This is a genomic window from Binatus soli (SeqCode), from assembly GCF_050015535.1.
GTDB lineage: Bacteria > Desulfobacterota > Binatia > Binatales > Binataceae > Binatus > Binatus soli.
The window spans coordinates 217,883-237,799 of sequence record NZ_JBEKBF010000001.1 but is presented as its reverse complement, the minus strand read 5'-3'; the positions used below and the strand labels follow the sequence as shown (position 1 = coordinate 237,799).

General features: G+C 61.6%; 24 protein-coding genes and 1 tRNA gene. 15 read left to right on the top strand and 10 right to left on the bottom strand.

From position 1 onward, the window contains the following. Positions 1–26: 26 nt before the first annotated feature. The 9 genes from ABR989_RS01180 to ABR989_RS01140 all read left to right on the top strand — a co-directional run bounded on the left by ABR989_RS01180 (position 27) and on the right by ABR989_RS01140 (position 9,879). Positions 27–1,745 (top strand): ABC transporter ATP-binding protein, encoded by a 1,719-nt coding sequence (locus ABR989_RS01180; RefSeq protein ID WP_428125201.1) that lies wholly within the window; start codon positions 27–29, stop codon positions 1,743–1,745. Further along, positions 1,745–2,533 (top strand): energy-coupling factor transporter transmembrane component T family protein, encoded by a 789-nt coding sequence (locus tag ABR989_RS01175; RefSeq protein WP_428125200.1) that lies wholly within the window; start codon positions 1,745–1,747, stop codon positions 2,531–2,533. The genes ABR989_RS01180 and ABR989_RS01175 overlap by 1 nt, the downstream gene beginning before the upstream one ends. Before the next feature lie 60 nt (positions 2,534–2,593). Continuing rightward, the gene (locus ABR989_RS01170) at positions 2,594–3,643 is read left to right on the top strand and encodes a 1,9-bis(guanidino)-5-aza-nonane synthase (RefSeq protein WP_428125198.1); all 1,050 of its coding nucleotides are present in this window, start codon (positions 2,594–2,596) and stop codon (positions 3,641–3,643) included. A 297-nt stretch (positions 3,644–3,940) separates the two neighbouring features. Continuing rightward, complete coding sequence (locus ABR989_RS01165) at positions 3,941–4,480, top strand: hypothetical protein (RefSeq protein ID WP_428125197.1); 540 nt, start codon at positions 3,941–3,943, stop codon at positions 4,478–4,480. A gap of 330 nt (positions 4,481–4,810) precedes the next feature. Then, entirely contained in the window at positions 4,811–5,083 is a 273-nt protein-coding gene (locus ABR989_RS01160) for a YciI family protein (RefSeq protein ID WP_428125196.1), read from the top strand. A gap of 31 nt (positions 5,084–5,114) precedes the next feature. Beyond that, positions 5,115–6,320 (top strand): CaiB/BaiF CoA transferase family protein, encoded by a 1,206-nt coding sequence (locus tag ABR989_RS01155; protein WP_428125194.1) that lies wholly within the window; start codon positions 5,115–5,117, stop codon positions 6,318–6,320. A gap of 2 nt (positions 6,321–6,322) precedes the next feature. Next, complete coding sequence (locus ABR989_RS01150) at positions 6,323–7,567, top strand: CaiB/BaiF CoA transferase family protein (protein WP_428125193.1); 1,245 nt, start codon at positions 6,323–6,325, stop codon at positions 7,565–7,567. Positions 7,568–7,582: 15 nt separating this feature from the next. Further along, positions 7,583–8,425, top strand: a complete 843-nt coding sequence (locus ABR989_RS01145; RefSeq protein ID WP_428125192.1) for an SMP-30/gluconolactonase/LRE family protein — start codon at positions 7,583–7,585, stop codon at positions 8,423–8,425. A gap of 131 nt (positions 8,426–8,556) precedes the next feature. Continuing rightward, complete coding sequence (locus tag ABR989_RS01140; protein ID WP_428125190.1) at positions 8,557–9,879, top strand: aminopeptidase P N-terminal domain-containing protein; 1,323 nt, start codon at positions 8,557–8,559, stop codon at positions 9,877–9,879. A gap of 262 nt (positions 9,880–10,141) precedes the next feature. Here the strand turns inward: ABR989_RS01140 and ABR989_RS01135 are convergent, their stop codons facing one another. From ABR989_RS01135 to ABR989_RS01095, 9 genes are all read right to left on the bottom strand, one after another. Further along, positions 10,142–11,023, bottom strand: a complete 882-nt coding sequence (locus ABR989_RS01135) for an FAS1-like dehydratase domain-containing protein (RefSeq protein ID WP_428125189.1) — start codon at positions 11,021–11,023, stop codon at positions 10,142–10,144. 19 nt (positions 11,024–11,042) lie between these two features. Next, a complete protein-coding gene (locus ABR989_RS01130) occupies positions 11,043–11,438 on the bottom strand; it encodes a thioesterase family protein (RefSeq protein ID WP_428125187.1) in 396 nt (131 codons plus the stop codon). 118 nt (positions 11,439–11,556) lie between these two features. Then, entirely contained in the window at positions 11,557–11,835 is a 279-nt protein-coding gene (locus tag ABR989_RS01125; RefSeq protein ID WP_428125185.1) for a hypothetical protein, read from the bottom strand. Between the two features lie 28 nt (positions 11,836–11,863). Continuing rightward, the gene (locus ABR989_RS01120; RefSeq protein WP_428125183.1) at positions 11,864–12,304 is read right to left on the bottom strand and encodes an HIT family protein; all 441 of its coding nucleotides are present in this window, start codon (positions 12,302–12,304) and stop codon (positions 11,864–11,866) included. Positions 12,305–12,354: 50 nt separating this feature from the next. Continuing rightward, a complete protein-coding gene (locus ABR989_RS01115; protein WP_428125182.1) occupies positions 12,355–12,873 on the bottom strand; it encodes a deoxycytidylate deaminase in 519 nt (172 codons plus the stop codon). Positions 12,874–12,909: 36 nt separating this feature from the next. Continuing rightward, positions 12,910–13,992, bottom strand: a complete 1,083-nt coding sequence (locus tag ABR989_RS01110) for a site-2 protease family protein (protein WP_428125180.1) — start codon at positions 13,990–13,992, stop codon at positions 12,910–12,912. A gap of 2 nt (positions 13,993–13,994) precedes the next feature. Continuing rightward, on the bottom strand, positions 13,995–14,825 hold the full coding sequence (locus ABR989_RS01105; RefSeq protein WP_428125179.1) for an SAM hydrolase/SAM-dependent halogenase family protein: 831 nt from the start codon (positions 14,823–14,825) through the stop codon (positions 13,995–13,997). Between the two features lie 73 nt (positions 14,826–14,898). Further along, on the bottom strand, positions 14,899–15,504 hold the full coding sequence (locus ABR989_RS01100; protein WP_428125178.1) for a DNA-3-methyladenine glycosylase: 606 nt from the start codon (positions 15,502–15,504) through the stop codon (positions 14,899–14,901). 8 nt (positions 15,505–15,512) lie between these two features. After that, a complete protein-coding gene (locus ABR989_RS01095; RefSeq protein WP_428125177.1) occupies positions 15,513–16,103 on the bottom strand; it encodes a hypothetical protein in 591 nt (196 codons plus the stop codon). 168 nt (positions 16,104–16,271) lie between these two features. Here ABR989_RS01095 and ABR989_RS01090 point away from each other — a divergent pair. From ABR989_RS01090 to ABR989_RS01080, 3 genes are all read left to right on the top strand, one after another. Next, a tRNA-Gly gene (locus ABR989_RS01090) sits at positions 16,272–16,346 on the top strand. A 131-nt stretch (positions 16,347–16,477) separates the two neighbouring features. Beyond that, a complete protein-coding gene (locus ABR989_RS01085) occupies positions 16,478–17,146 on the top strand; it encodes a YqgE/AlgH family protein (RefSeq protein ID WP_428125175.1) in 669 nt (222 codons plus the stop codon). 54 nt (positions 17,147–17,200) lie between these two features. Continuing rightward, a complete protein-coding gene (locus ABR989_RS01080; protein ID WP_428125173.1) occupies positions 17,201–17,629 on the top strand; it encodes a helix-turn-helix domain-containing protein in 429 nt (142 codons plus the stop codon). Positions 17,630–17,752: 123 nt separating this feature from the next. Here ABR989_RS01080 and ABR989_RS01075 read toward each other — a convergent pair whose 3' ends face one another. Next, positions 17,753–18,415 (bottom strand): XRE family transcriptional regulator, encoded by a 663-nt coding sequence (locus tag ABR989_RS01075; protein WP_428125172.1) that lies wholly within the window; start codon positions 18,413–18,415, stop codon positions 17,753–17,755. A 246-nt stretch (positions 18,416–18,661) separates the two neighbouring features. Between ABR989_RS01075 and ABR989_RS01070 the strand changes: the two genes are divergently transcribed. The 3 genes from ABR989_RS01070 to ABR989_RS01060 are packed head-to-tail and all read left to right on the top strand — an operon-like array spanning position 18,662 to position 19,894. Then, positions 18,662–18,883, top strand: a complete 222-nt coding sequence (locus tag ABR989_RS01070; RefSeq protein ID WP_428125170.1) for a hypothetical protein — start codon at positions 18,662–18,664, stop codon at positions 18,881–18,883. Beyond that, entirely contained in the window at positions 18,880–19,380 is a 501-nt protein-coding gene (locus ABR989_RS01065; RefSeq protein ID WP_428125169.1) for a helix-turn-helix domain-containing protein, read from the top strand. The genes ABR989_RS01070 and ABR989_RS01065 overlap by 4 nt, the downstream gene beginning before the upstream one ends. After that, positions 19,355–19,894 carry a glycoside hydrolase family 108 protein gene (locus tag ABR989_RS01060; RefSeq protein ID WP_428125168.1) on the top strand — a complete coding sequence of 180 codons (540 nt, stop codon included), beginning with the start codon at positions 19,355–19,357 and terminating at the stop codon, positions 19,892–19,894. Before ABR989_RS01065 ends, ABR989_RS01060 begins: the two co-directional genes overlap by 26 nt. Positions 19,895–19,917: the final 23 nt, after the last annotated feature.

Sequence of the window (19,917 nt, the reverse complement as noted above, 5' to 3'; positions counted from 1 at the left end):
ACGGGCAAATATTTTCAGTTTTTTCAGTGAATCCTAATCAGCACGCAGTGTCGGTCCAGGGCGTAACCTTCACCTATCACGGCGCCGAGCGTCCCGCGCTTCGAGCGGTAAGCTTCGTGCAGTCCGCCGGTGAGATGATCGGCGTGATGGGCGCGTCGGGAGCGGGCAAGTCCACGCTCGCGAAATGCCTTAATCGCATCATCCCGGAGTTCGAGGACGGCGATTTTCGCGGCACGGTCCGCATTGCAGGCGAGCCGCTTGAGCATCTTCGCGTCTGCGACGTCGCGCCGAAAGTGGGGATGGTCTTTCAGGATTTCGAGTCGCAATTGTTTTCGACCAACGTCGCGCACGAAGTCGCGTTCGCGATGGAACAGGTCGGCATGGACCGCGCCGAGATGGATAGGCGAATCATTCCCGCGCTGGAGGCCGTTGGGCTGCGCGGCTTCGACCATCGCGATCCGATGTCGCTGTCGGGCGGCGAGAAGCAGCGCCTTGCGATCGCGTCGGTGCTGGCGTTGCGGCCGTCGGTTATCGTGCTCGACGAGCCGACCACCGATCTCGATCCCGAGGGCAGGGCGGAAGTCTTCGAGTTGATCGCCAAGCTGCGCGCGCAAGGCTTGAGCCTGATCGTTATCGAGCATGAGTCCGAGGAACTGCGCGCCGCCGATCGGATAATGGTATTGCGCGAGGGGGAAATCGCCGCCGACGGTCCGCCTTCCGAGGTGTTCGCGCGCACCGACCTGCTCATGGGATGCGGCGTGCGTCCGCCCGGACTGGGCCACGCGCTCAAACTGCTCGGAATCGACGCTCAACCGGAAAGCGTCGCGCATGCTTACGACGCGATCGTGCGCGCCTACCCGCATCTCACCGCAACTTTAGTTGACAACCTCGCCGATTCCCGCGCACCCGAACACCCGACGATTGCCGAAAACGCCTCGATCGGCTCCGCATTCATGGCAATCGAGGATGTGACCTTCAGCTATGCGGACGGGCCGCGGGTGCTCGATTCGATCGATCTCAGAGTCGAAGCCGGCGACTTCATCGCGATAGTCGGGCAGAACGGCTCCGGCAAAACCACTTTGGCCAAGCAAATCGTCGGTCTGCTCCAGCCGGCCACGGGCCGCGTGATAATCGAAGGCAAGGACCGCGCGCAGATGCGGCCGGCCGAGACGGCGCGCGAAGTCGCGTACGTTTTCCAGAATCCAGACCATCAGATTTTCGCCGCCACGGTCCAGGAGGAAGTCGCGTTCGGCCCGCGCAACTTCGGCTTGGCGGATGACGAGATTCGGCGTCGATGCGACGAAGCGCTCGAGGCGGTCGGCCTTCAGAACGAGCGCCAGAGCGACCCGTTCCTGCTCAGCAAGGGCGAGCGCCAGCGGCTGGCGGTTGCGAGCGTGCTCGTGCTCAGGCCGCGGATGTTGATTCTCGACGAACCGACCACCGGCCTGGACCATCGCGAGCAGCTTCGGATGATGGCGCTGGTGCGGGACCTCAACCGCGCCGGAATCGCGATCGTGATCATCACCCATACGCCGTGGCTGGTCGCGGAGTATGCGCGGCGCGTCGTGCTGCTGCGCAAAGGCGCCAAGATTTTCGACGGCGGCGTGCGCGAGTTTTTCATGCAGGACGAACTGCTGCGGTCGTCGTCATTCCGGGCGCCGGAAATCACCGAGTTGAGCCGCCGCTTCGGGACGCTGGCGCTGACGACCGACGAATTCGTCGCGTGGGTCAAGGGGCGCGCCTGATGCCGATTTATCTGTACATCGATCGCGGCACGTTTGTTCATCGGCTGCATCCCACGGTCAAGGTGTTCGCGCTCTTCATCATGTTCTGGTCGGTGTACTGGGTGGACAATCCTTTAGCGCTCGCGCCGGTCGGATTGGTCATGCTGTGGATCGCGCAGCTTACCGATTCGTGGCCGAACTTCTACCGCCTGCGATGGTTCTTCGCGATTCTGGTTTTCAGCACGACGATTGCGTGGATGGTTTTCTACCGGCGCGGTGCGGTGCTGGTGAACGTGCCGATTTTTCACGTCAGCAGGTTGTCGCTGATATTCGGCATCGGGCGCGGCATCAAGCTCGCGGAGCTGCTGGCGGCATCGGTGCTGTTTCTTTCGACCACCAAGATCGAGGAGTTCACCTACGGACTACAACGAATGCGGGTGCCGTATCGCGTGGGGTTCGCGATCTCGCTGTCATTTCGGCTGGTGCCGCTGTTTATCGACTCTGCCGTGACGATCGTCGATGCGCAGCGGCTGCGCGGCTACGATTTCAACCAGGGCGGGCCGCTGGAGCGCGTGCGGCGCTACGTGCCGGTGGTGATTCCGGTTTTTATGGGCGCGCTGCGCAAGGCCAACAACATGGCGATGGCTCTGGAAGCGCGCGGTTTCGGATTCAGCCACGAGCCGACGACGTTTATCGATTACCCGGTGACCGTCGCGGATATCCTGGCGTTCGCGTTCTTGATCGCGCTCGGTACGCTATCCTTCATGCTCTACTGGACGGGGCTGGGCGGAATCGGTCCGCTGAAGTAACGTACAACCCGGCCGTTGCGTACTATCGGCCAGGAATTCGGCACATCACGGGGCATAGCAATGAGCATCAAGTCGGAATTTCTTAAACGGCCGATCGAACACATCGATATCACGCGCGAAAGCGTGGTGCCGATCGTCGAGGCGATGGGGCAAATGGCGTACAGCGCCCGCGACTTGCATCGCGCGGCGACGATTTACGATCGGATGCTGCGCGATCGCGACTGCGGCATAATCCTGTGCCTGGCGGGTTCGCTCATCAGCGCCGGGCTCAAGCGCGTCTTCGCCGACATGATTCGCAACCACATGGTCGATGCGATCGTGAGCACCGGCGCGAACATCGTCGATCAGGATTTCTTCGAGGCGCTCGGTTTCAGGCATTGGATGGCCGAAGACCGGTTCAAGTACGGGCTCGACGACGACAAGCTGCGCGGACTGCATATCGATCGTATCTACGACACGCTTATAGACGAAGACGAACTGCGCGTGTGCGACGAGACGACCCAGAAAATCGCCGACCGCCTCGAGCCGCGGCCGTATTCGTCGCGCGAATTCGTCGCCGAGATGGGCAAGTACCTGGCCGAGACGGGCGCGAAGACCGGCGCCAGTATCGTGCTCGAGGCGTATCGCGAGGAGGTGCCGATTTTCTGCCCTGCCTTCAGCGACTGCTCTGCCGGCTTCGGGCTGGTGGCGCATCAGGCGGCGCGGCACGGCAAACCCAAGGTTTCGCTCGACAGCGCCAAGGATTTTTACGAGTTGACGCGGCTCAAGGTGAAGAACGAAACCACCGGGCTGTTCATGATTGGCGGCGGAGTGCCGAAAAATTTCGCGCAGGATATCGTGGTCGCTGCCGAGGTACTGGGGCATGACGTGCCGATGCATAAGTACGCGGTTCAGATCACCGTGGCCGACGTGCGCGATGGCGCGCTCTCGGGCAGCACGCTCAAAGAGGCCAGCAGCTGGGGCAAGGTCGATACGACTTACGAGCAGATGGTGTATTGCGAGGCGACGATCGCGGTGCCGCTGATCGTGGGCTACGCTTATCACAAGCGCGGATGGGAAGGCCGCACGTCGCGCAAGTGGAACTCGTCGCTGGATAAGGATCGGGTGTAGGCAGGGATGGAAGGAACCTAGGTGTAGCCTTTGAAGAAAGTGAACCCCACCGTGGGTTTGCAGGGGTGACCCCTTTACCCAATGCTAAGAAGGAAGGGGGTGGTTTTCAATGAGTTATTCACGATGTGGTCTCCATTAGTTTCTCTGATGAGCTTAGATTCGAGCATGAGCGTTGTTTTCATGCTGAGTCACACATCCGCAAGCCGGCACGTGTCAGCGTGGTCGCTTACAACCTGGGGAACTCCGCCGGAGGTTTGATCAAGCACGCACGCTACGATAAAACAAGGATCAGGAAATATGAAATTGGTAGCCAGATTCTTGCTCGCACTGCTTTTAGTTTGCGCCTCTTTCGCACCCGTGCGCGCGCAAACTCCCCCCACTTGGATTACCAATCAAGGCGGCTACAGCGGGGATTGCTATGACGCAGACGAGAACGATTTGGGTCCGAATTACCCGCTCCCGAATAACGAGTCGCAGGTGGTCGTCTGGGATGACGCCTTCTATGACAACGGAGTGGAGTCCATCATTGAGGAGTACGAAGGGGACCTTTGGAATTACTCGGTGACCGGCGACCTTGTGATAGCCAATCTAACCGTTGAGCCGGTGTATTTGCAGATGGACCTTTGGATGCAATCTGACTACCATACCGAAACGCAGTGGCTTCTGGTTCCCAATGGTGGCTCCTCTGTGTTTCCATTCAACGGAATTACGGCCAATTTGCCGACCGCATTGGTGGGATATTTCTACCTGACCGTAACGCCGCAGACACCTGGGTGGGCAAGTGGTCCAGTCCTGGCGTGCGCCAGTGTCAGTTTTACCACGACAGAGCACAATTGAAACGGTGATTGTAAATTATATCTATTATGTCTATGTCGCTGGAATGCGGTGCTCGTGAGGTGGCTGGGTCCCTCCGTTTTGGCCTCGAATGAGACTGAGACCGCAATTTTCTTAATACTAAGGGGCAGGGGTTACCCCTGCCCAAGGATGCGCGAAACCCATGGTGGGTTTCGCATACAATTAAGTTCTCCCTTTTGTTTTCCTGCCTCCGCCCCCATCTTTGTTTTGATGTTGGGTGCAGGGGTCACCCCTGCTGATTTTGCCCGCGCAGCCGCGCCGTGCTAATTATCACGGGCTTATTCCGGCGTATTTCTTCAGAAGGACGATGCGATGCTGTTCGTGATTATCGGCCATGACGGACCCGGCGGCGCTGCCATCCGGCCGCGAGTAAGGCCGGCTCATCTCGACAATCTCCGGCCGCTGGATCGAGCCGGCAAGGTGAAGATCGCGGGGCCATTCACCGACGGCAGCGGCAGTCTTATCATCGTGGATATGGAGAGTGAGGCCGAAGCGATTGCGTTTGCCAATAGCGATCCGTACACGACCGGCGGCGTGTTCGAACGCGTCGAGGTGAAGCCGTTCCGGCAGGTTTTTCCGGAGTAGAATTTAGCAATCTCGTATAGATGGAGTATCGATGGCGGGAGCGTTAAGCAGTTTAAAGATTGTTGAAGTGGGCGAGATGGTGTCGGCGCCGTATTGCAGCAAGATGCTGGCGGACATGGGCGCCGAGGTCGTCAAGATCGAGCGGCCCGGCGCCGGGGATCGCGCGCGCACGCGCGGGCCGTTTCCCGGCGATGTCCCAAATCCCGAGAAGAGCGGACTGTTCCTCTATCTCAACACCAACAAACGCGGCGTCACACTCGACATCACGCAGCCCGACGGCTTCGAGATTCTGGAGAAGCTGGCGGCGGATGCCGACATCCTGGTTCACAACGTCACGCCGCCCGAGATGGATCGCGTCGGGCTCACCTACGAGCGGATGCGTCGCACGAATCCGAAGTTGATCATGACGTCGATCCTGCCGTTCGGACTGACGGGTCCGTATCGCAACTACCGCGCCGAGGATTTGACCATCTGGTGCGCGGGCGGTGTCTGCGTGCTCAACGGCGCCCCGCAGTTTCCGGCGTTGCCACCGCTGAAAACCGCGGGACAGCAGGCGGGATACCAGGGCGGAGCGCATGCTGCGACCGCCACCGTGGCGGCGGCGTTCGCGCAGCTTCGCGACGGCGCCGGGCAGCATGTCGAGATCTCGATCCAGGAATCGATCGCCTCGATCCTCGAGATGACGTTTGAGTACTGGCCGTATATGAAAATGCTCTCGACGCGGTGGGGGCAAAAGCCGCTGGCCCCCGTCGCAGCGATGCAGTGCAAGGACGGCTATATCTTTCTGTGCTGCATCGAGGAGCATCAGTGGCGCAATTTCGTGGAGATCATGGGCAATCCCGAATGGGCCGAAGAGGAGATCTTCAAGGACCGGCTGGTGCGCGCGGTCAACTGGGACGCGCTCAAAGTGTTGCTTGAACCATGGGTCAGCCAGCAGACCGTGCAGGATTTGTATCGTAAGGCGCAGGCCAAACGGGTGCCGTTTGCGCCGGTGTCGACGATGGGCGATCTGCTCAACTCGGAGCATCTCAAGGCGCGCGGATTTTTCGTCGAAATCGCGCAGCCGGTTGCCGGTACGCACAAGTATCCGGGCGCGCCGCTGAAGTACGCGCGCACCCCATGGGCAATTCGGCGGCCAGCGCCGACGCTGGGACAGCATAATGCGGAAGTATTCGGCAAACAGCTCGGGCTTTCGCAAGCTCGGCTCGACGAACTCAAGCGCAAGGGTGTGATTTAGCGATGGCCAAGCCTCCTCTGTCGGGAATTCGAGTTTGCGATTTTACCTGGGTGTGGGCGGGACCATACTGCACCCTGCAACTGGCTCATCTTGGCGCCGAAGTGATCAGGATCGAGACCAAAACGCGGCCGTGCGTGACGCGGATGCTGCCGCCGTGGCCCGACGCCGTGTTCGACAGCATCGACAAGTCCGGTTACTTCAATCAATACAACCAGGGCAAGAAATCGCTGTCGTTGAATTTCAAGCATCCCGAGGCGAAGGAAGCGGCGTGGCGTCTCATCAAGCAGAGCGACGTGGTGATCAACAACTTCGCGGCGGGCGTGCTCGACAATATGGGATTTGGCTACGAGGCGGTGAAGAAGGTCAATCCGAATGTCGTCATGATTACTCTGTCGGGTTACGGCGACACCGGACCGGAGAGCCATTACGTGTCGTACGGGCCGGCGCAGGTGCCGTTGTCGGGGCTGTCTGCTCTGACCGGCTATAAGGGATTTCCGCCGATGCACGCCGGCTTCAGCTACGCCGATCCCAACGCTGGAGTGCATGGCGCGTTTGCGATCATAAGTGCGCTGTTCCATCGCGCGAAAACCGGCGAGGGACAATATATCGACATGAGCCAGTGGGAATGCGCGATCGACCTGCTGGCGGAGGGGATTCTCGAGTACACGATGAACGGGCGCGAGCCGGAGCGAGTTGGCAATCGCGATCCGCAGATGGCGCCGCACGGGAATTTCAAGTGCCTCGATCTGCCTGAGAAAATCCTCGACCAAACGGTCGATCAATGGGTGTCGATCATATGCGCGGACGACGCCGAATGGGCGCGGCTGGCGCGTGCGATAGGCAAACCCGAACTGGCCAACGATTCCAGGTTCGCCACGCTTGCGGCGCGCAAGCGCAATGAAGACGCGCTCGAAGCAATAGTCAGTGAGTGGACCGCGAAGCGCAAGCTCGCCGATGTCGTAACGGCTATCCAAGCGGCCGGGGTCGCGGCGGGAGCCTGCGCCGATGCCAAGTACCTTTCCGAGGACCCGCAGCTCAACCAGCGCGGCTACTTCGTCTATCGCGAACATCCCAAAGTCGGGGTACGGCAGCATTGCGGAATCCCGTGGCGGATGAGCGGGACGCCGTGCGAAGTGAAGACGGCGGCGCCGGTGCTGGGGCAGCATACTAATGAGGTGATGACGGGATTGCTCGGCTACAGCGCGGCAGAGGTCGAAGCGATGCGGGCGAAGGGCGCGCTGGATTAGAGGTTCAGAATCATAATGCGGACGCTGAAAGTTTTGACAGGTGGGCTTGCGTTTCCCGAAGGGCCGCGATGGCGCGACGGGAAATTGTTTTTCTCGGACATGCACGCGCATCAGGTGCTCGCGGTCGATATGGCGGGCAAGCGCGAAGTCATCTGCGAGGTGCCGGCGCGGCCGTCGGGACTTGGATGGTCGCCGGAGGGACGGATGCTCGTCGTGTCGATGACGGATCGGAAGCTGATGCGCCTCGATCCCGACGGGCTGAAGACAGTTGCCGATTTGAGCAAGCTGGCGCCGTTTGATTGCAACGACATGGTGGTCGATGCGCGCGGGCGCGCCTACGTCGGCAACTTTGGATTCGATCTGCACGGCAACGCGCAGCCGCGCTCGACGACGCTGGTGATGGTCGCGCCGGATGGCATCGCGCGCATCGTGGCCGAGGAATTGATGTTCCCCAACGGGATGGTGATCACGCCGGACGGAAAGACGCTGATCGCCGGCGAGACATTCGGCGCCCGCTTGACGGCGTTCGATATCGGCTCGGATGGCTCGCTGACGAATCGGCGCGTGTGGGCCGAGCTGGGAAACAGCCCGCCCGACGGAATTTGCCTGGACGCCGAGAATGCAATCTGGGTGGCGTGTCCGACGATGTCGGAAGTGATTCGGGTGAAGCAGGGCGGCGAGGTAGCCGAGCGGATCAAGGTGGAGACGGACGCGTTCGCATGCATGCTCGGCGGCGCCGACGGGCGGACGCTGTTTGTCGCGACGGCGCCGAATTCCGATCCGGACAAATGCCGCGCGAGCCGAAATGGAAGAATCGAAATTACGCAAGTGGAAGTGCCGCGAGCGGGATTGCCGTGAGCGCACACAGAACCCTCACCCCAGGCGCGGACGCCGTGCCCTCTCCCGCAACTGAGCGGGCGAGGGTAACAAGGTACTAGGATGCATAGAGGGCTGGCGTGAGGGGAGGCTGCGTGGCGTAATGAATTGCGATGGCGCTTAGCGGGAACGGCGACAATTTTCGCGCGCGGCGCAAGCGCATGATGGAGGCGATCTCGCCGGGTGCAACCGCGATCATGCCGAGCATGCCGGTGGCGGTTCGATCCGGCGACGTCGAGTTCGTTTATCGGCAAGACAGCGACTTCTACTACCTGACAGGATTCGCGGAGCCGGAATCGGTGGCGGTGCTTTCGCCGGGGCATCCGGACGGCGAGTTCGTGATGTTCGTGCGTCCGCGCGACAAGGAGCGCGAGACGTGGACCGGCAGGCGCGTGGGGGTCGAGGGCGCGATCGTTGAGTACGGGGCGGACAAGGCCTACGTCATCGACGAACTTGAAAAGATTTTGCCGCGCTACCTCGAAAAGAGTGAACGCGTGCATTACCCGCTCGGACTGAACGAGAAGATGGATGAGCGGGTGCTGAAGCTGGTTCGGTGGGCGCACACGATGCGCCCGCGGACCGGGGTGGGGCCGTCGTCGATAATCGATCCGCGCGACATTATTCACGAGGCGCGGGTGAAGAAGGAGCCGGCGGAGCTCGAGGCGATGCGGCGCGCGATGGCGATTTCGGCCGACGCGCACAAGCGCGCGATGGTGAAGGCGCGCGGCGGGATGCGCGAATGGCAGATAGAGGCGGAGATCGATTACGCGTTTCGCTCGGAGGGAGCGACGGGTCCGAGCTATCCGTCGATCGTCGCGTCGGGACCCAACGCGGCGACGTTGCACTACATCAACAACGATCGCGAGATGCACACGGGCGAGTTGCTGCTGATCGACGCGGGTGCGGAGTACGACTTTTATGCCGCGGATATCACGCGCACATCGCCGATTGGGGCGCGCTTCACGGGCTTGCAGCGCAGTCTGTACGAGATCGTGCTCGACGCGCAGCTCAAGGCGATCGACGCAATCAAACCGGGCGCGCATTTCGACGATCCGCACGAAGTTGCTCTGCGCGTGCTGGTTGACGGCATGCGTCAGCTCGGAATCCTGCATGGATCGGCCGAGGAGATAATCGAGACGGGCGCGTATCGGCGCTATTACATGCATCGCACGGGTCATTGGCTCGGCATGGACGTGCATGATGTGGGGCTGTACCGGGTGGACGGCGCGTCGCGAGTGCTCGAGCCCGGGATGGTGCTTACGGTCGAGCCGGGATTGTACATCTATCCCGACGACGAAGAGGTTCCGGAAAGTTTCCGCGGCCTGGGGATTCGAATCGAGGACGACGTGCTGGTGACGCAAGCCGGTCACGAAGTGATGACCGCGGCGACGCCGAAGTCGATAGCGGACGTCGAAGCGCTCACTGCGGCGCAGTAGTCATTCAATACTCACAGCCACGAATGACAACTGCTGCGGTCAGCCTCGCAAGCCGACCAACAATTGCCTATTTCATTCCGGCAATAGAACTCGTCGTTACCATGTAGTTCGCATACCTGGTAGTTGCGATTGCATTGGTACCGGCATTTGGTCTGCGCGTAGTCACACCGATTCGCGCATCCCGCGGCGAACAGAGACGCCACGGCGGCGGCGAGAAATATCTTCGCGCTCACGATTGAACAAGCGCGCGAGCGGGCGGGCATTACAGTTCGATCGCGCTGGCGCTGCCGACGACGGTTTTGGTTCCGTCGGCCTTGTCGCACCACACTTCGACTTCGGCGCGTGAGCGTTGGCCCTCGGGCCGTCGTTCCACGATCAATCCTTTCGGCCCGGTGACGTCGTTGCCCCACAGCACATTGACGAGCCGCAGATCCATCTTGCCGCCGTACAGGAAGCCAAGGCCGAAACGCCGCGTCATCATTTCGGCCACCAGGCAGACCGAGAGCATGCCCTGCACGACAATTTCCGGGAATCCCAGTTCGACGGCCTTTTGCTTGTCGTTGTGATAGTTGCGCGCCGGTCCCGAGAAGGCCATGCACATGTCTTCGGCGATTGCGCGCATCGGAGAGCCGATTGGATCGCCGCCGCGCTCGCCGATTTTGAATGAACGTGACGAATCTTTTTCGCGCGCGCGATCGACGACGAAACCCTGTTTGGCCTGGTCGGGGAGCAGGAAGCTCTGATGGGTACGGCTGCGCGATACGATTTGTCCCGATGCGTTGCCGACGAGCACTTCGTTCACCACGTATTCGCGATCGCGCTTGATGTAGCGGTCGATGATGACGGAGCGAGTCGTGAGCCGCTCGCCAACCATCACGGGCGCGAACACGTCCCATTCCTGGCGCGCGTGCAGATTGCCGTAAATATTCGGCAGATACCATCCCAGAGTGTAGTAAACCGCGCTGTGGAGAATCAGCGCAGGAGCGATGGAGCCGCCGAGCGGAGAATTGCCGCGGTACCATGGATTGTCGTCGCCGGTGCCGGCGATGTAGGTCGCGACCAGATCGGGCGTGATGTCGATGGTCACGCCGCCGAAATCACGGCCCACGTAAACCTCGTTGCGGTCGAAAAGTTCGGTAGTCATTGTCGTGTCCTGCGCGCAGCTAATTTTTCTGCTTGGCTTTGATCCGATCGTTGAACTTGGCGGCGTCGATTACGGCGCGCCGATGCGTCCCCGAGCCGACTTGTTCGACTTCATCGAAGGCGCGCACGGAAAACTCGAGGCGGCGCCCTTCGACTTTGGTGACTTCAGCTTCGGCGCGAGCCAGATGCCCGGGCGGAGTCGCGGCGCTGTGATTGACTTCGATCGACATGCCGACCGAACTTTCGCCCGCGTCGAGAAACGGCCGGATGGCATCCATCGCGGCAAGCTCCATCATCCCGGCCATCGCCGGCGTGGACATGACGGCGGCGAGCGACGCGTCGAGATGACTGGCGAGGTCGGTGGGCGCAACGGTCTTGGCGTAACTTCCGCTGGTTCCGATTGGAATTGGTTTCACCGACTTGCTCACCTCGCCGCCAGCGATTTAGCGTCGCAGGCCCATCGCGTCGAGTTTCTTGACGACGTGGATGAGGATTTAGCACCACGGGGGGAAGGGGAACAATCGCGCGGTATGGTTATTCGGTGCCGGCGTGGCCTTCGAGGTATTCGAGTATCGACGCGCGCTCGTCGGAAGTCAGCGGCGGCATCCCGGCGGCTTGCATCTTCGGTTCCATCAGCTTGACCTTCAGGTCCCACATCGCCGCCGTCAATCCATGGGGATTGTACGGCCTGTGGCAATTGTCGCATCGACGGGCGTAGAGCAGAGCGGCGGGACTGGTCGGGTCGGGGAGCGGAGCCCTGCATCCTGAAATGAGGATCGCGAAGAACGAGAGTGCGAGAGCGGAGCGCGGCAATTTCGTTTTCGTCGGCGACGCTGGATTCCTAGCCGGGCGGGATGCGCGCGTCGTGGAAGCGGGCGGCAAGCTGGCTGCGGATCGATCCGATAAGCGCGCGGCGGTCATTTTCGTCAAGGATTACCTTTCGTTCGGATTCGGGGCGCAGCCAGATTGGTCCGCGCCGCATTTCGTCGGTTTCGTAGCGTGGCAACAGATGCCAATGCACGTGCGGCTCCGAATTGCCCAGGCATTCGTAGTTCATCTTCCACGGCTTGACGACCGCGGCGATGGCGTCCGCGACCAGGCGCATCTCGTCGCACAGCAGGCGGGAGGCGTCGGCGGGCATGAGGTAAAGTTCGGTCGCGTGGATCTTTGCGAGCAGCACGCAATAGCCGCGATAGAGCTGCTGATCGCCGAGGATCACGTAGCAGCTCTTCAGCTCCGCAATAAAATCGCGGAAGCTGCCGGCCTTGATCCGATCGATCATCGCGCAGATTCCGCAACCGGGTTTCGTTGTTGAGGCAAGGCTGCTCGAGGTCACGCGGCACCTGGGGCGGGATTCTCGGCAGGGACCTCGACGAGCTTGATGCTGGCGTGCTTAAGCATCTCGGCGATGGTGTGGAGCTTGTACGGGCGCGCGTAATACACGGTGCGCACGCCGGTGTTGATCAGCACCTTGAGACAATGGATGCAGGGCGTGTGAGTGACGTAGATGTCGGCGTCGCGAATCGCGGCGCCGTTGCGAGCCGCTTGCGAGATCGCGTTGATCTCGGCGTGGATGGTCCGATAGCAGTTCTGCTCGATTTCTCCGTCGGGCGTGCGCGATTCGTAGATGAGGCATCCGGCCTCGGTGCAATGCGGCAATCCTGCCGGCGAGCCGTTGTAGCCGGTCGCCAGGATGCTGCGGTCGCGCACGATTACGGCGCCGACCTTGGCGCGCAGGCAGGTCGAACGCTCGGCGACCTCGCGCGTGATCGTCATGAAGTAATTGTCCCAGCTCGGACGCCGGGAGCTGGTCTCGGGATTCGGTTTGTTCGGGCCGTCGGTCAATCCCAATGCGGTTCCCCTCGATCCAGATCGATCAAATGCCGCTCAGATTCGGACGCGGCCGAGATGCCGAAGCATCTCGTCGTAGTGCGGCGCGTGATGGATTATTTCCTGAGAGTGTTCATCCTGCTGCGGCTGCAAAGGCGCCTCGGGTTGCACGAAGGCGAGAGGCACCGGGCTGAACGTGACGATGAACAGCGCGACGGTAAGCCATGCCGCGAGAGCGCGGCGCGGGTTCAGCGGGGTGTCGCGATCGATGGTGGACGGATGTCCCAATCCGAGCGCGACCGACAGCACCGCCCACAGCAGCCAGCCGCCCCAGAAACTCAGCCCGAGCGCGAGCGGCACCAGTACCATCAGCACGCACGAGATAACGAACAGCACCGAGATCGTGCGATGACGGCGCGGGAACAACGCGTAGATCACATGACCGCCGTCGAGCTGTCCGACCGGCAGCAGGTTCAGCGTGGTGACGAACAGCCCGAGCCATCCTGCGAATGCGATCGGATTGAGATTCACGTTGACTGTCGAAGGATCGACGCCCAGCACCAGGCGCGAGAGACCCAGGAACAGGAGCGAATTGCCAAGCTCGAGACCGCCAGCCGATTTGTCCAAAGGTGTCACGTCGGAAAGATACAGGCCGATGATGACAGCGGGTATCGCGAGCATTACGCCCGCCCATGGGCCGGCGGCGCCGATGTCGAACATCACGCGGCGAGTGCGCGCAGGCGCTCGCATCCGGATGAATGCACCGAAGGTCCCGATGATGAAGAACGACGGCGGAGCCGGGATGAAGTAGGGCAGAGAGGCATCGACGCCGTGGTAGCGCGAGGTCAGGTAGTGTCCCATCTCATGCGCGAACAGAATCATCATCAGGGGAATCGAGAACGAGAGTCCCGAGCGCAGCGCCGCAACGGCGAGAAACGGATGCGCGAAGGGGACCTCCTCGCCATTCATGTAAGCGCCGGCGGTGGTGGTGGTCAGCAGGGTCAGCAAGAACAGAGCGACGTTGAGCGGCGGGATTCGCGCAGCCTCGAGCGCGCGAGCGGCCGGTTCCACCGCAGCGGTGTAGCGCGGAATATCGGTAAGGACCGTGGGAGCGTCCTTGTGTGCGACTATTTCATCCATGATTAAGTGCGTCCCGCGATCGCGACCAGCGACACCGATGAGCCAGGTCCCGCGGCGAAGTGCGCGGCAGCGTTGCCATCGCGAACCGCGACTTCGAGCAGGCCGAAGCTTCCGAATATTGCGAGAGGAACACCTTTGGGCGCGTCGCCATAAGCATCAAGCAGTCGCATTGCCGCGCCGCGTTTGATCCTAACCGAAAGGGATTTGTGGCGAAAGCGAGAGCCGAACTGTTCGGCCGCCTGGCGATCGATATTGCTCACCAGATTGCCGAAGCCGTCCACGTAGATCACTTCACCGCGCACCTCGCGCGCCCAATCCACGGGACGCGGCAGTTCGAGCTGCACGATCGAGCGGATTGCGGGCCCAAGCGCGGAAATCGAGGCGCCACGCCAGAGATACGCCGCGGCAGGCGCGAAGATGTCGCGGCCATGGAAGGTGGCGCTCACGTTGGTAAGACGATGGCGGGGCGAAGTCAGTTTCACGATGCGCTTGATTCCGGCCTGGTTCGCGGCGAGCCAAAGCAGGCCGTTGTCGGGTCCGACGAAGCGTGCGCCGGCGCGAGTCTCGATCGCAATCGGCGCGCGCGCGGTGCCAACCCCCGGATCGACGACCGCAAGGAAAACCGTACGCGCAGGGAAGTAGCGCCAGCTCTCGCGCAAAGCGATCGCTCCGGCCACGATGGATTGTGCGGGGATGCCGTGAGTGATGTCGATCACGGATGCACCGGGAGCGATCGACGCGATGACGCCCTTCATCGCACCGGCATAATGGTCGCGATAGCCGAAGTCGGTTATGATTGCGAGCGGGAAAGGGCTTCGCGCGAGCGTCGGCATCACGGGATAGTAGACCGCGAAACAGCGGCGTTGTGCAATTTCCCGGAGTCGAGTTCCAGAATGCTCCGGCCGGCTAGTCGCGTGGCGCGACCGAGACGTAGCGGTTGCCGCGTTCATAAAATCGCCATCGCCTTGATGCCCAATGGCCGGCGTAATCGACGTTGATCCTTGGCGACCGGCCGATTCGCCCGGCCGGAAGTTCGGAGTGTTCCAGATAGAGCCGTCCGCCGCACAAATCCCGCCCATAGTCGGCGCCGGTAATAGCCAGTGCATTAGTCAATTTGCCGGGGCCATTAGTCAGTTCACGAGAATCCGGCGGTTTGCGCCGCCGCCGCGCCATCAAATCGATGCCTCGTATCGGCTCGATCGCCCTAATCAGTACTGCGTGCGGTTCGCCATCGGCGGTAGTCACCAGGTTCATCGCCCAACTGATTCCGTAGAGCAGAAATACGTATGCGTAGCCCGGCGGCCCGTACATGGCGGCGGTTCGCCTGGTCAGACCGCGCGCGCTATGCGCTGCAAGATCGAGCGGGCCGCGATACGCCTCGGCCTCCACGATTCGGCCGGCCGCCACGCCCTCGGCAGTGCGATGCACGAGGACTTTGCCGATGCATTCGCGCGCCACGAGGAGGACGGGGCGGGCGTAAAATTCGCGCGGCAGCCTTCGCGATTCAGTCATCGCGGCTTTTACTGTGGAATTGGAAAGCAAGGCAATCCGGACGTCAGAGTGTAGCTGTACTTTCGTCCGCGCCACGTAAAGTCGCCTTGCGCGGCGCCGAAAAATTCCCTCACGGCGGCAGATTTCTGGCTGTCCTCGGGGCTGTGGGACTCGACCGGAGCGTATGCGAGGAAGTGACTGGATCCCGCCGTGAGAGCGGGCTCGAGGGGCGGTTGGAAATCGAGCCTGCCGATCCCCGGCTTGGGCGCCCAGCCGTCAGGGGGGGCATCCTTGGGTCTTACGAAAGCCCATCGCGACGCAGAGCCATTTGCGACGAGCGTCCATTGGCGGCTCTCGATGGAGCCGTGGTTATTTCGAAGCTCTTCGACACCGGGGGTGGCCATGGCAAGTTGATCGCAATGCTCATCCAGTTCTTCTTTGGGAAGGCTCGCGTCTCTTCGAAGCGCAGTCTGCTGTTCGGCGTAGGCCGCGATCTGTTGCTCAGCCGCGGGATTCGGGGGAGCGGGTTTGGCCGCGAAATGGAAGCATCCGGCAGACGCGAAAGTCAGGCATCCCGCGATGAGCGAAAGAACGGCTCCATGCAGGGGACGTTGAGACACGCGCGCTGCGCTGGCTGGAAGGCGGGGAGCCATACGTGAGGGTTTTTGCTCGATGGGGCGGATCGAAGTCAATGGCGAAGTGCGCTTGTATTCGCGGGCGATGTTCGCGACGAGTTCACTGCGGATTCAATTGACACTCTGCAGGGCACTACCTAGACTCGCATCAGAGCGGGTGTAATTCAGTGGTAGAATGCCAGCTTCCCAAGCTGGACGTCGCCGGTTCGACCCCGGTCGCCCGCTCCATTCATTCTCTTGTAAATCCGAGCAGTTAGCAACGAGCCGCGAAAGTCGCGACAACCGCCGTTGAACATCGATTCGAGTTGCGGCTATGTAGTTGCTGTATGCGGGGACTCAGCAGCAAGCTCCATGGACAGGTGGCAGCGGGCCTCCTGGTCGTATCCACGGCGGTGATTGCGATCTTGGCGACGGCGCAAAAGGCACAAAGCACGGACCTGACGACGCCTTCCTTTCTGGTTGCCACCCGCGATCTGCGCGAGGCGCCATTTCAGCACGCCGTAATCCTGATGTTCCCGTCCACGGAGCCGCCGCTGCTTGCCGGCGTCATAATAAACAGTCCGGCCAAAGTGCGGGTTCGGGATATGTTCCCGCAAGTGCGCCAGCTCAAGGGCACGCAGGAAACGATGTACCTGGGCGGACCGGTGGAACCTGACGAGGCGTCGGTGATCTTTCGCGCGTCGTCGGCGCCCGGCTCCGCGACGCGAATTTTCGACGACACTTACGTCGCGACCGGCCACGACGCCATCGTCGGGATCCTGAAGGACCCGCGGATCGCCGATCTCCGCGTCATTTTAGGAAAGGCTCAGTGGTTGCGCGATCAGCTCTACAGCGAAGTTATGCGGGGCGCGTGGTACGTGGTCCCGGCCAAGTCCGACCTGGTTTTCTGCGATCCAAAGGATTTATGGTCCACCTTGGTGCAGGGCGGCGATCTTCAGGAAGTCGAAGCAGGGCAGGCTCCAGCGCTGAATTTGCCTCATTGGCGTTTCGATGCTACAAACTGGCAGCGTCAAATCTCACCCAATTGATTCGGAACGCGGTCGATCCCACGCCGCGCAGTACTTCTCAAGGGGACGCCATCGATGACACGGACCAAGGAACGTAGTTTCGGTCAAGTACTTCGTGAGCGCCGCCGACAGCTCGACCTGACCCAGGAAGAGGTCGCGCGTCGCATCAAGACTTCAACTCCGTACATCGGCCACCTCGAATCGGCCAAACGCCACCCGTCGGACAAAATCGTGACACGGCTTGCCGAAGTGCTCGGGCTCGATCGGCGGGACCTATTTTTCCTCGCCAATCCGCGCGCGCAGGCTATCCTCAGCCCTGAGCCCGAGACGAACGCGAAGTCGGCTTGGGAAGATTTTCACAAGAACGAGCAGCTCAGGCGCATCCACAACATCTCGGGCGACGAGATGGAAATGCTGTCGCGCGTGGCGCTTCTCGGCGACGTGCGATCGCCGCGCGACTTCATCTATATACTCAATACGGTTCGTCACGCGGTCGGCAGATAGGAAGTTCAGATCGTCTTTCGCAAGCCGTCGGCCGGCCTCACGCGCATCGCACCCGACACGGCAATTGCGGCGCTCAGCAGAGGTCCCTGTCGGCGACCGGAATTTCTCCCGCCCCCGCGCCGATCACACGCAGCCGCCAATCCAAATCACCCGGCCGATGATTTTCACATTAGGCACTACCATCGCTTCGTATTTCGGATTGTCGCTCCGCACCAGAAACTTTCCGTCCGGACGCCGCTGGATTCGCTTTACCGTAAGCCCGCCGTCATGGCGCAACAGATAGATCCCGTCCTGTCTGAAGCGCGGTTCCGCGAGGTCGGCGAGTATCAAGTCCGAATCCTCGACCGTCGGCGCCATCGAATCGCCGACTACCTCGATCAGGATCAAGTCGCGCGACTCCGTGTTGAGCCGCCGCTTGACCCAGCCCGCGCGGAACGCGATCGAATCCACCACCTGGTCGCTGCGAAGTATCCCGTCGCGCCCGCTCGAAAATCGAATCCGGTTGCGCGGCATGAAGACGAAGTCACCGTGTTCAACTGCGCGCGTGATTGCCTGCGCACTCTGCGCCGCCTCGGCTCCCGTCGCCAGCCATTCGACCGACACCCGCCCCGCTCGCGCCAGCGCCACCAGGTTTGCCACGCTCGGGTGTCCCAGGCCCCGTAACCATTTGTAGATCGCGTTGTCCGAAACTCCGATCGCCGTCGCCAGCGCGACCACCGAGCCGAAAGAATGGATCACCTGCGTCAGCCGCGAGCGGAATGCTGCGTCAACTACTGTTGTTGACATAAATCTCCTAATGTGGAATAAAGTTCATAAAAGCGCATGATCTTGCCACAAGCAAACCACCCTCAACTCAAGCCCAATCCTCCGCCCCCAAAAGCGCGTTCGCGCTCCCGCTATCGCCGCGCCATGCCTTCGCCCCCTCACTTCCCATGGCTAGCCACTGATCGATTTTACCGACTACACACTTTTAGCCTAGTTCGGGATTCATCGTCACACTGTCCGATACCCCCCAACTCGCGCGGAGGATTTATGGAACCCGCGACCACTCTCGTTCGTCCCGCCGTTTCTAATCGCGTCGTTGCCTGCCTGTGGTGTCACGCGACCACCACCCACGCCGACGCAATTCGCAACCACGGCCTGTGCCAAAGCTGTGCCCAGGACGACGGCGAGATCGCTTGGCGCCTGGTTTACGACCGCGATCGTAAAATCGGCTCGATTCCTTCCAATCTTCGCCTCGCGTACCGCTTATGAACACCGTCCCCAGCCGGATGCCCGCGCTCAACCGCGCCCCATCGCCGCCGCTGCGTTTCAATCCTTTCGCGCCCGCCGTGCGGACCTCGCTCTACGATCAGATCGGTCATTCGATCGGTGACGACGCCGCCGACAAGCTGATCGCGGATTTTGGCGGCCGCCGCTTGTACATCCCGGTAGCCCCCGCACCCGGCGACCTGGTCACGCGCTCGATTGGGCTGCCCGCGGCGCTGGCGATGGCGCGCGTGTTTGGTGGCGATCGCCTGTTGATTCCGGTCACCAGCACTCATGCGCGCCGGCGCGTGCGAATCGTCGCGATGCGTGCCGACCACGTCAGCATCTCGCGCATCGCCCACGAACTCCGATGCACGGAACGATACGTGTACAAGGTGCTCGCGCTCAATCGCGCTCCCGAAACCCCGGCTGCCGCCCCCGCGCCAACGTCCGCGCCGATCGCCGTGCGATTGAAACGTGGACCCATCCAGCAGCGTTCCTGACACCTACAGCCCTGAATTTCTGACAGCCGTCAAACGCGTGCTCGCCAACGAGGGTGGCTATTCGTCGAATCCGGCCGACCCCGGCGGCGCCACCAGGTTCGGAATTTCAGCGCGATCGCATCCCGGACTCAACATCGCGACCCTCACCCGCGACGCGGCGGTGGAAATCTACTGGCGTGAATGGTGGTTGCGATTCGGATTTGCGCGGCTGCCCGCCGCGGCCGCGGCCAAGACGTTCGATCTCGCCGTCAACATGGGTGCCGGCCATGCGATCGAATGCCTTCAGCGTGCGCTGCGCGCGTGCGGCCGGCCCGTGACCGAAGACGGCGTGATAGGGGCCGCCACCGCGGCCGAAGCCGCGCGCGCCGACCCGGCCGCGCTGATGGCGGCGTTGCGCTCGGAGCTGGCGGCGTATTACCGGCTGGTCGCGGCGAAAGCCGATCAGGCACATCGCGACAACAACGAAAAAAACAAGTTCATCAAGGGATGGCTGAATCGCGCGTACGCCCGCTGATGCGGGTCAACGGTATTAGAACA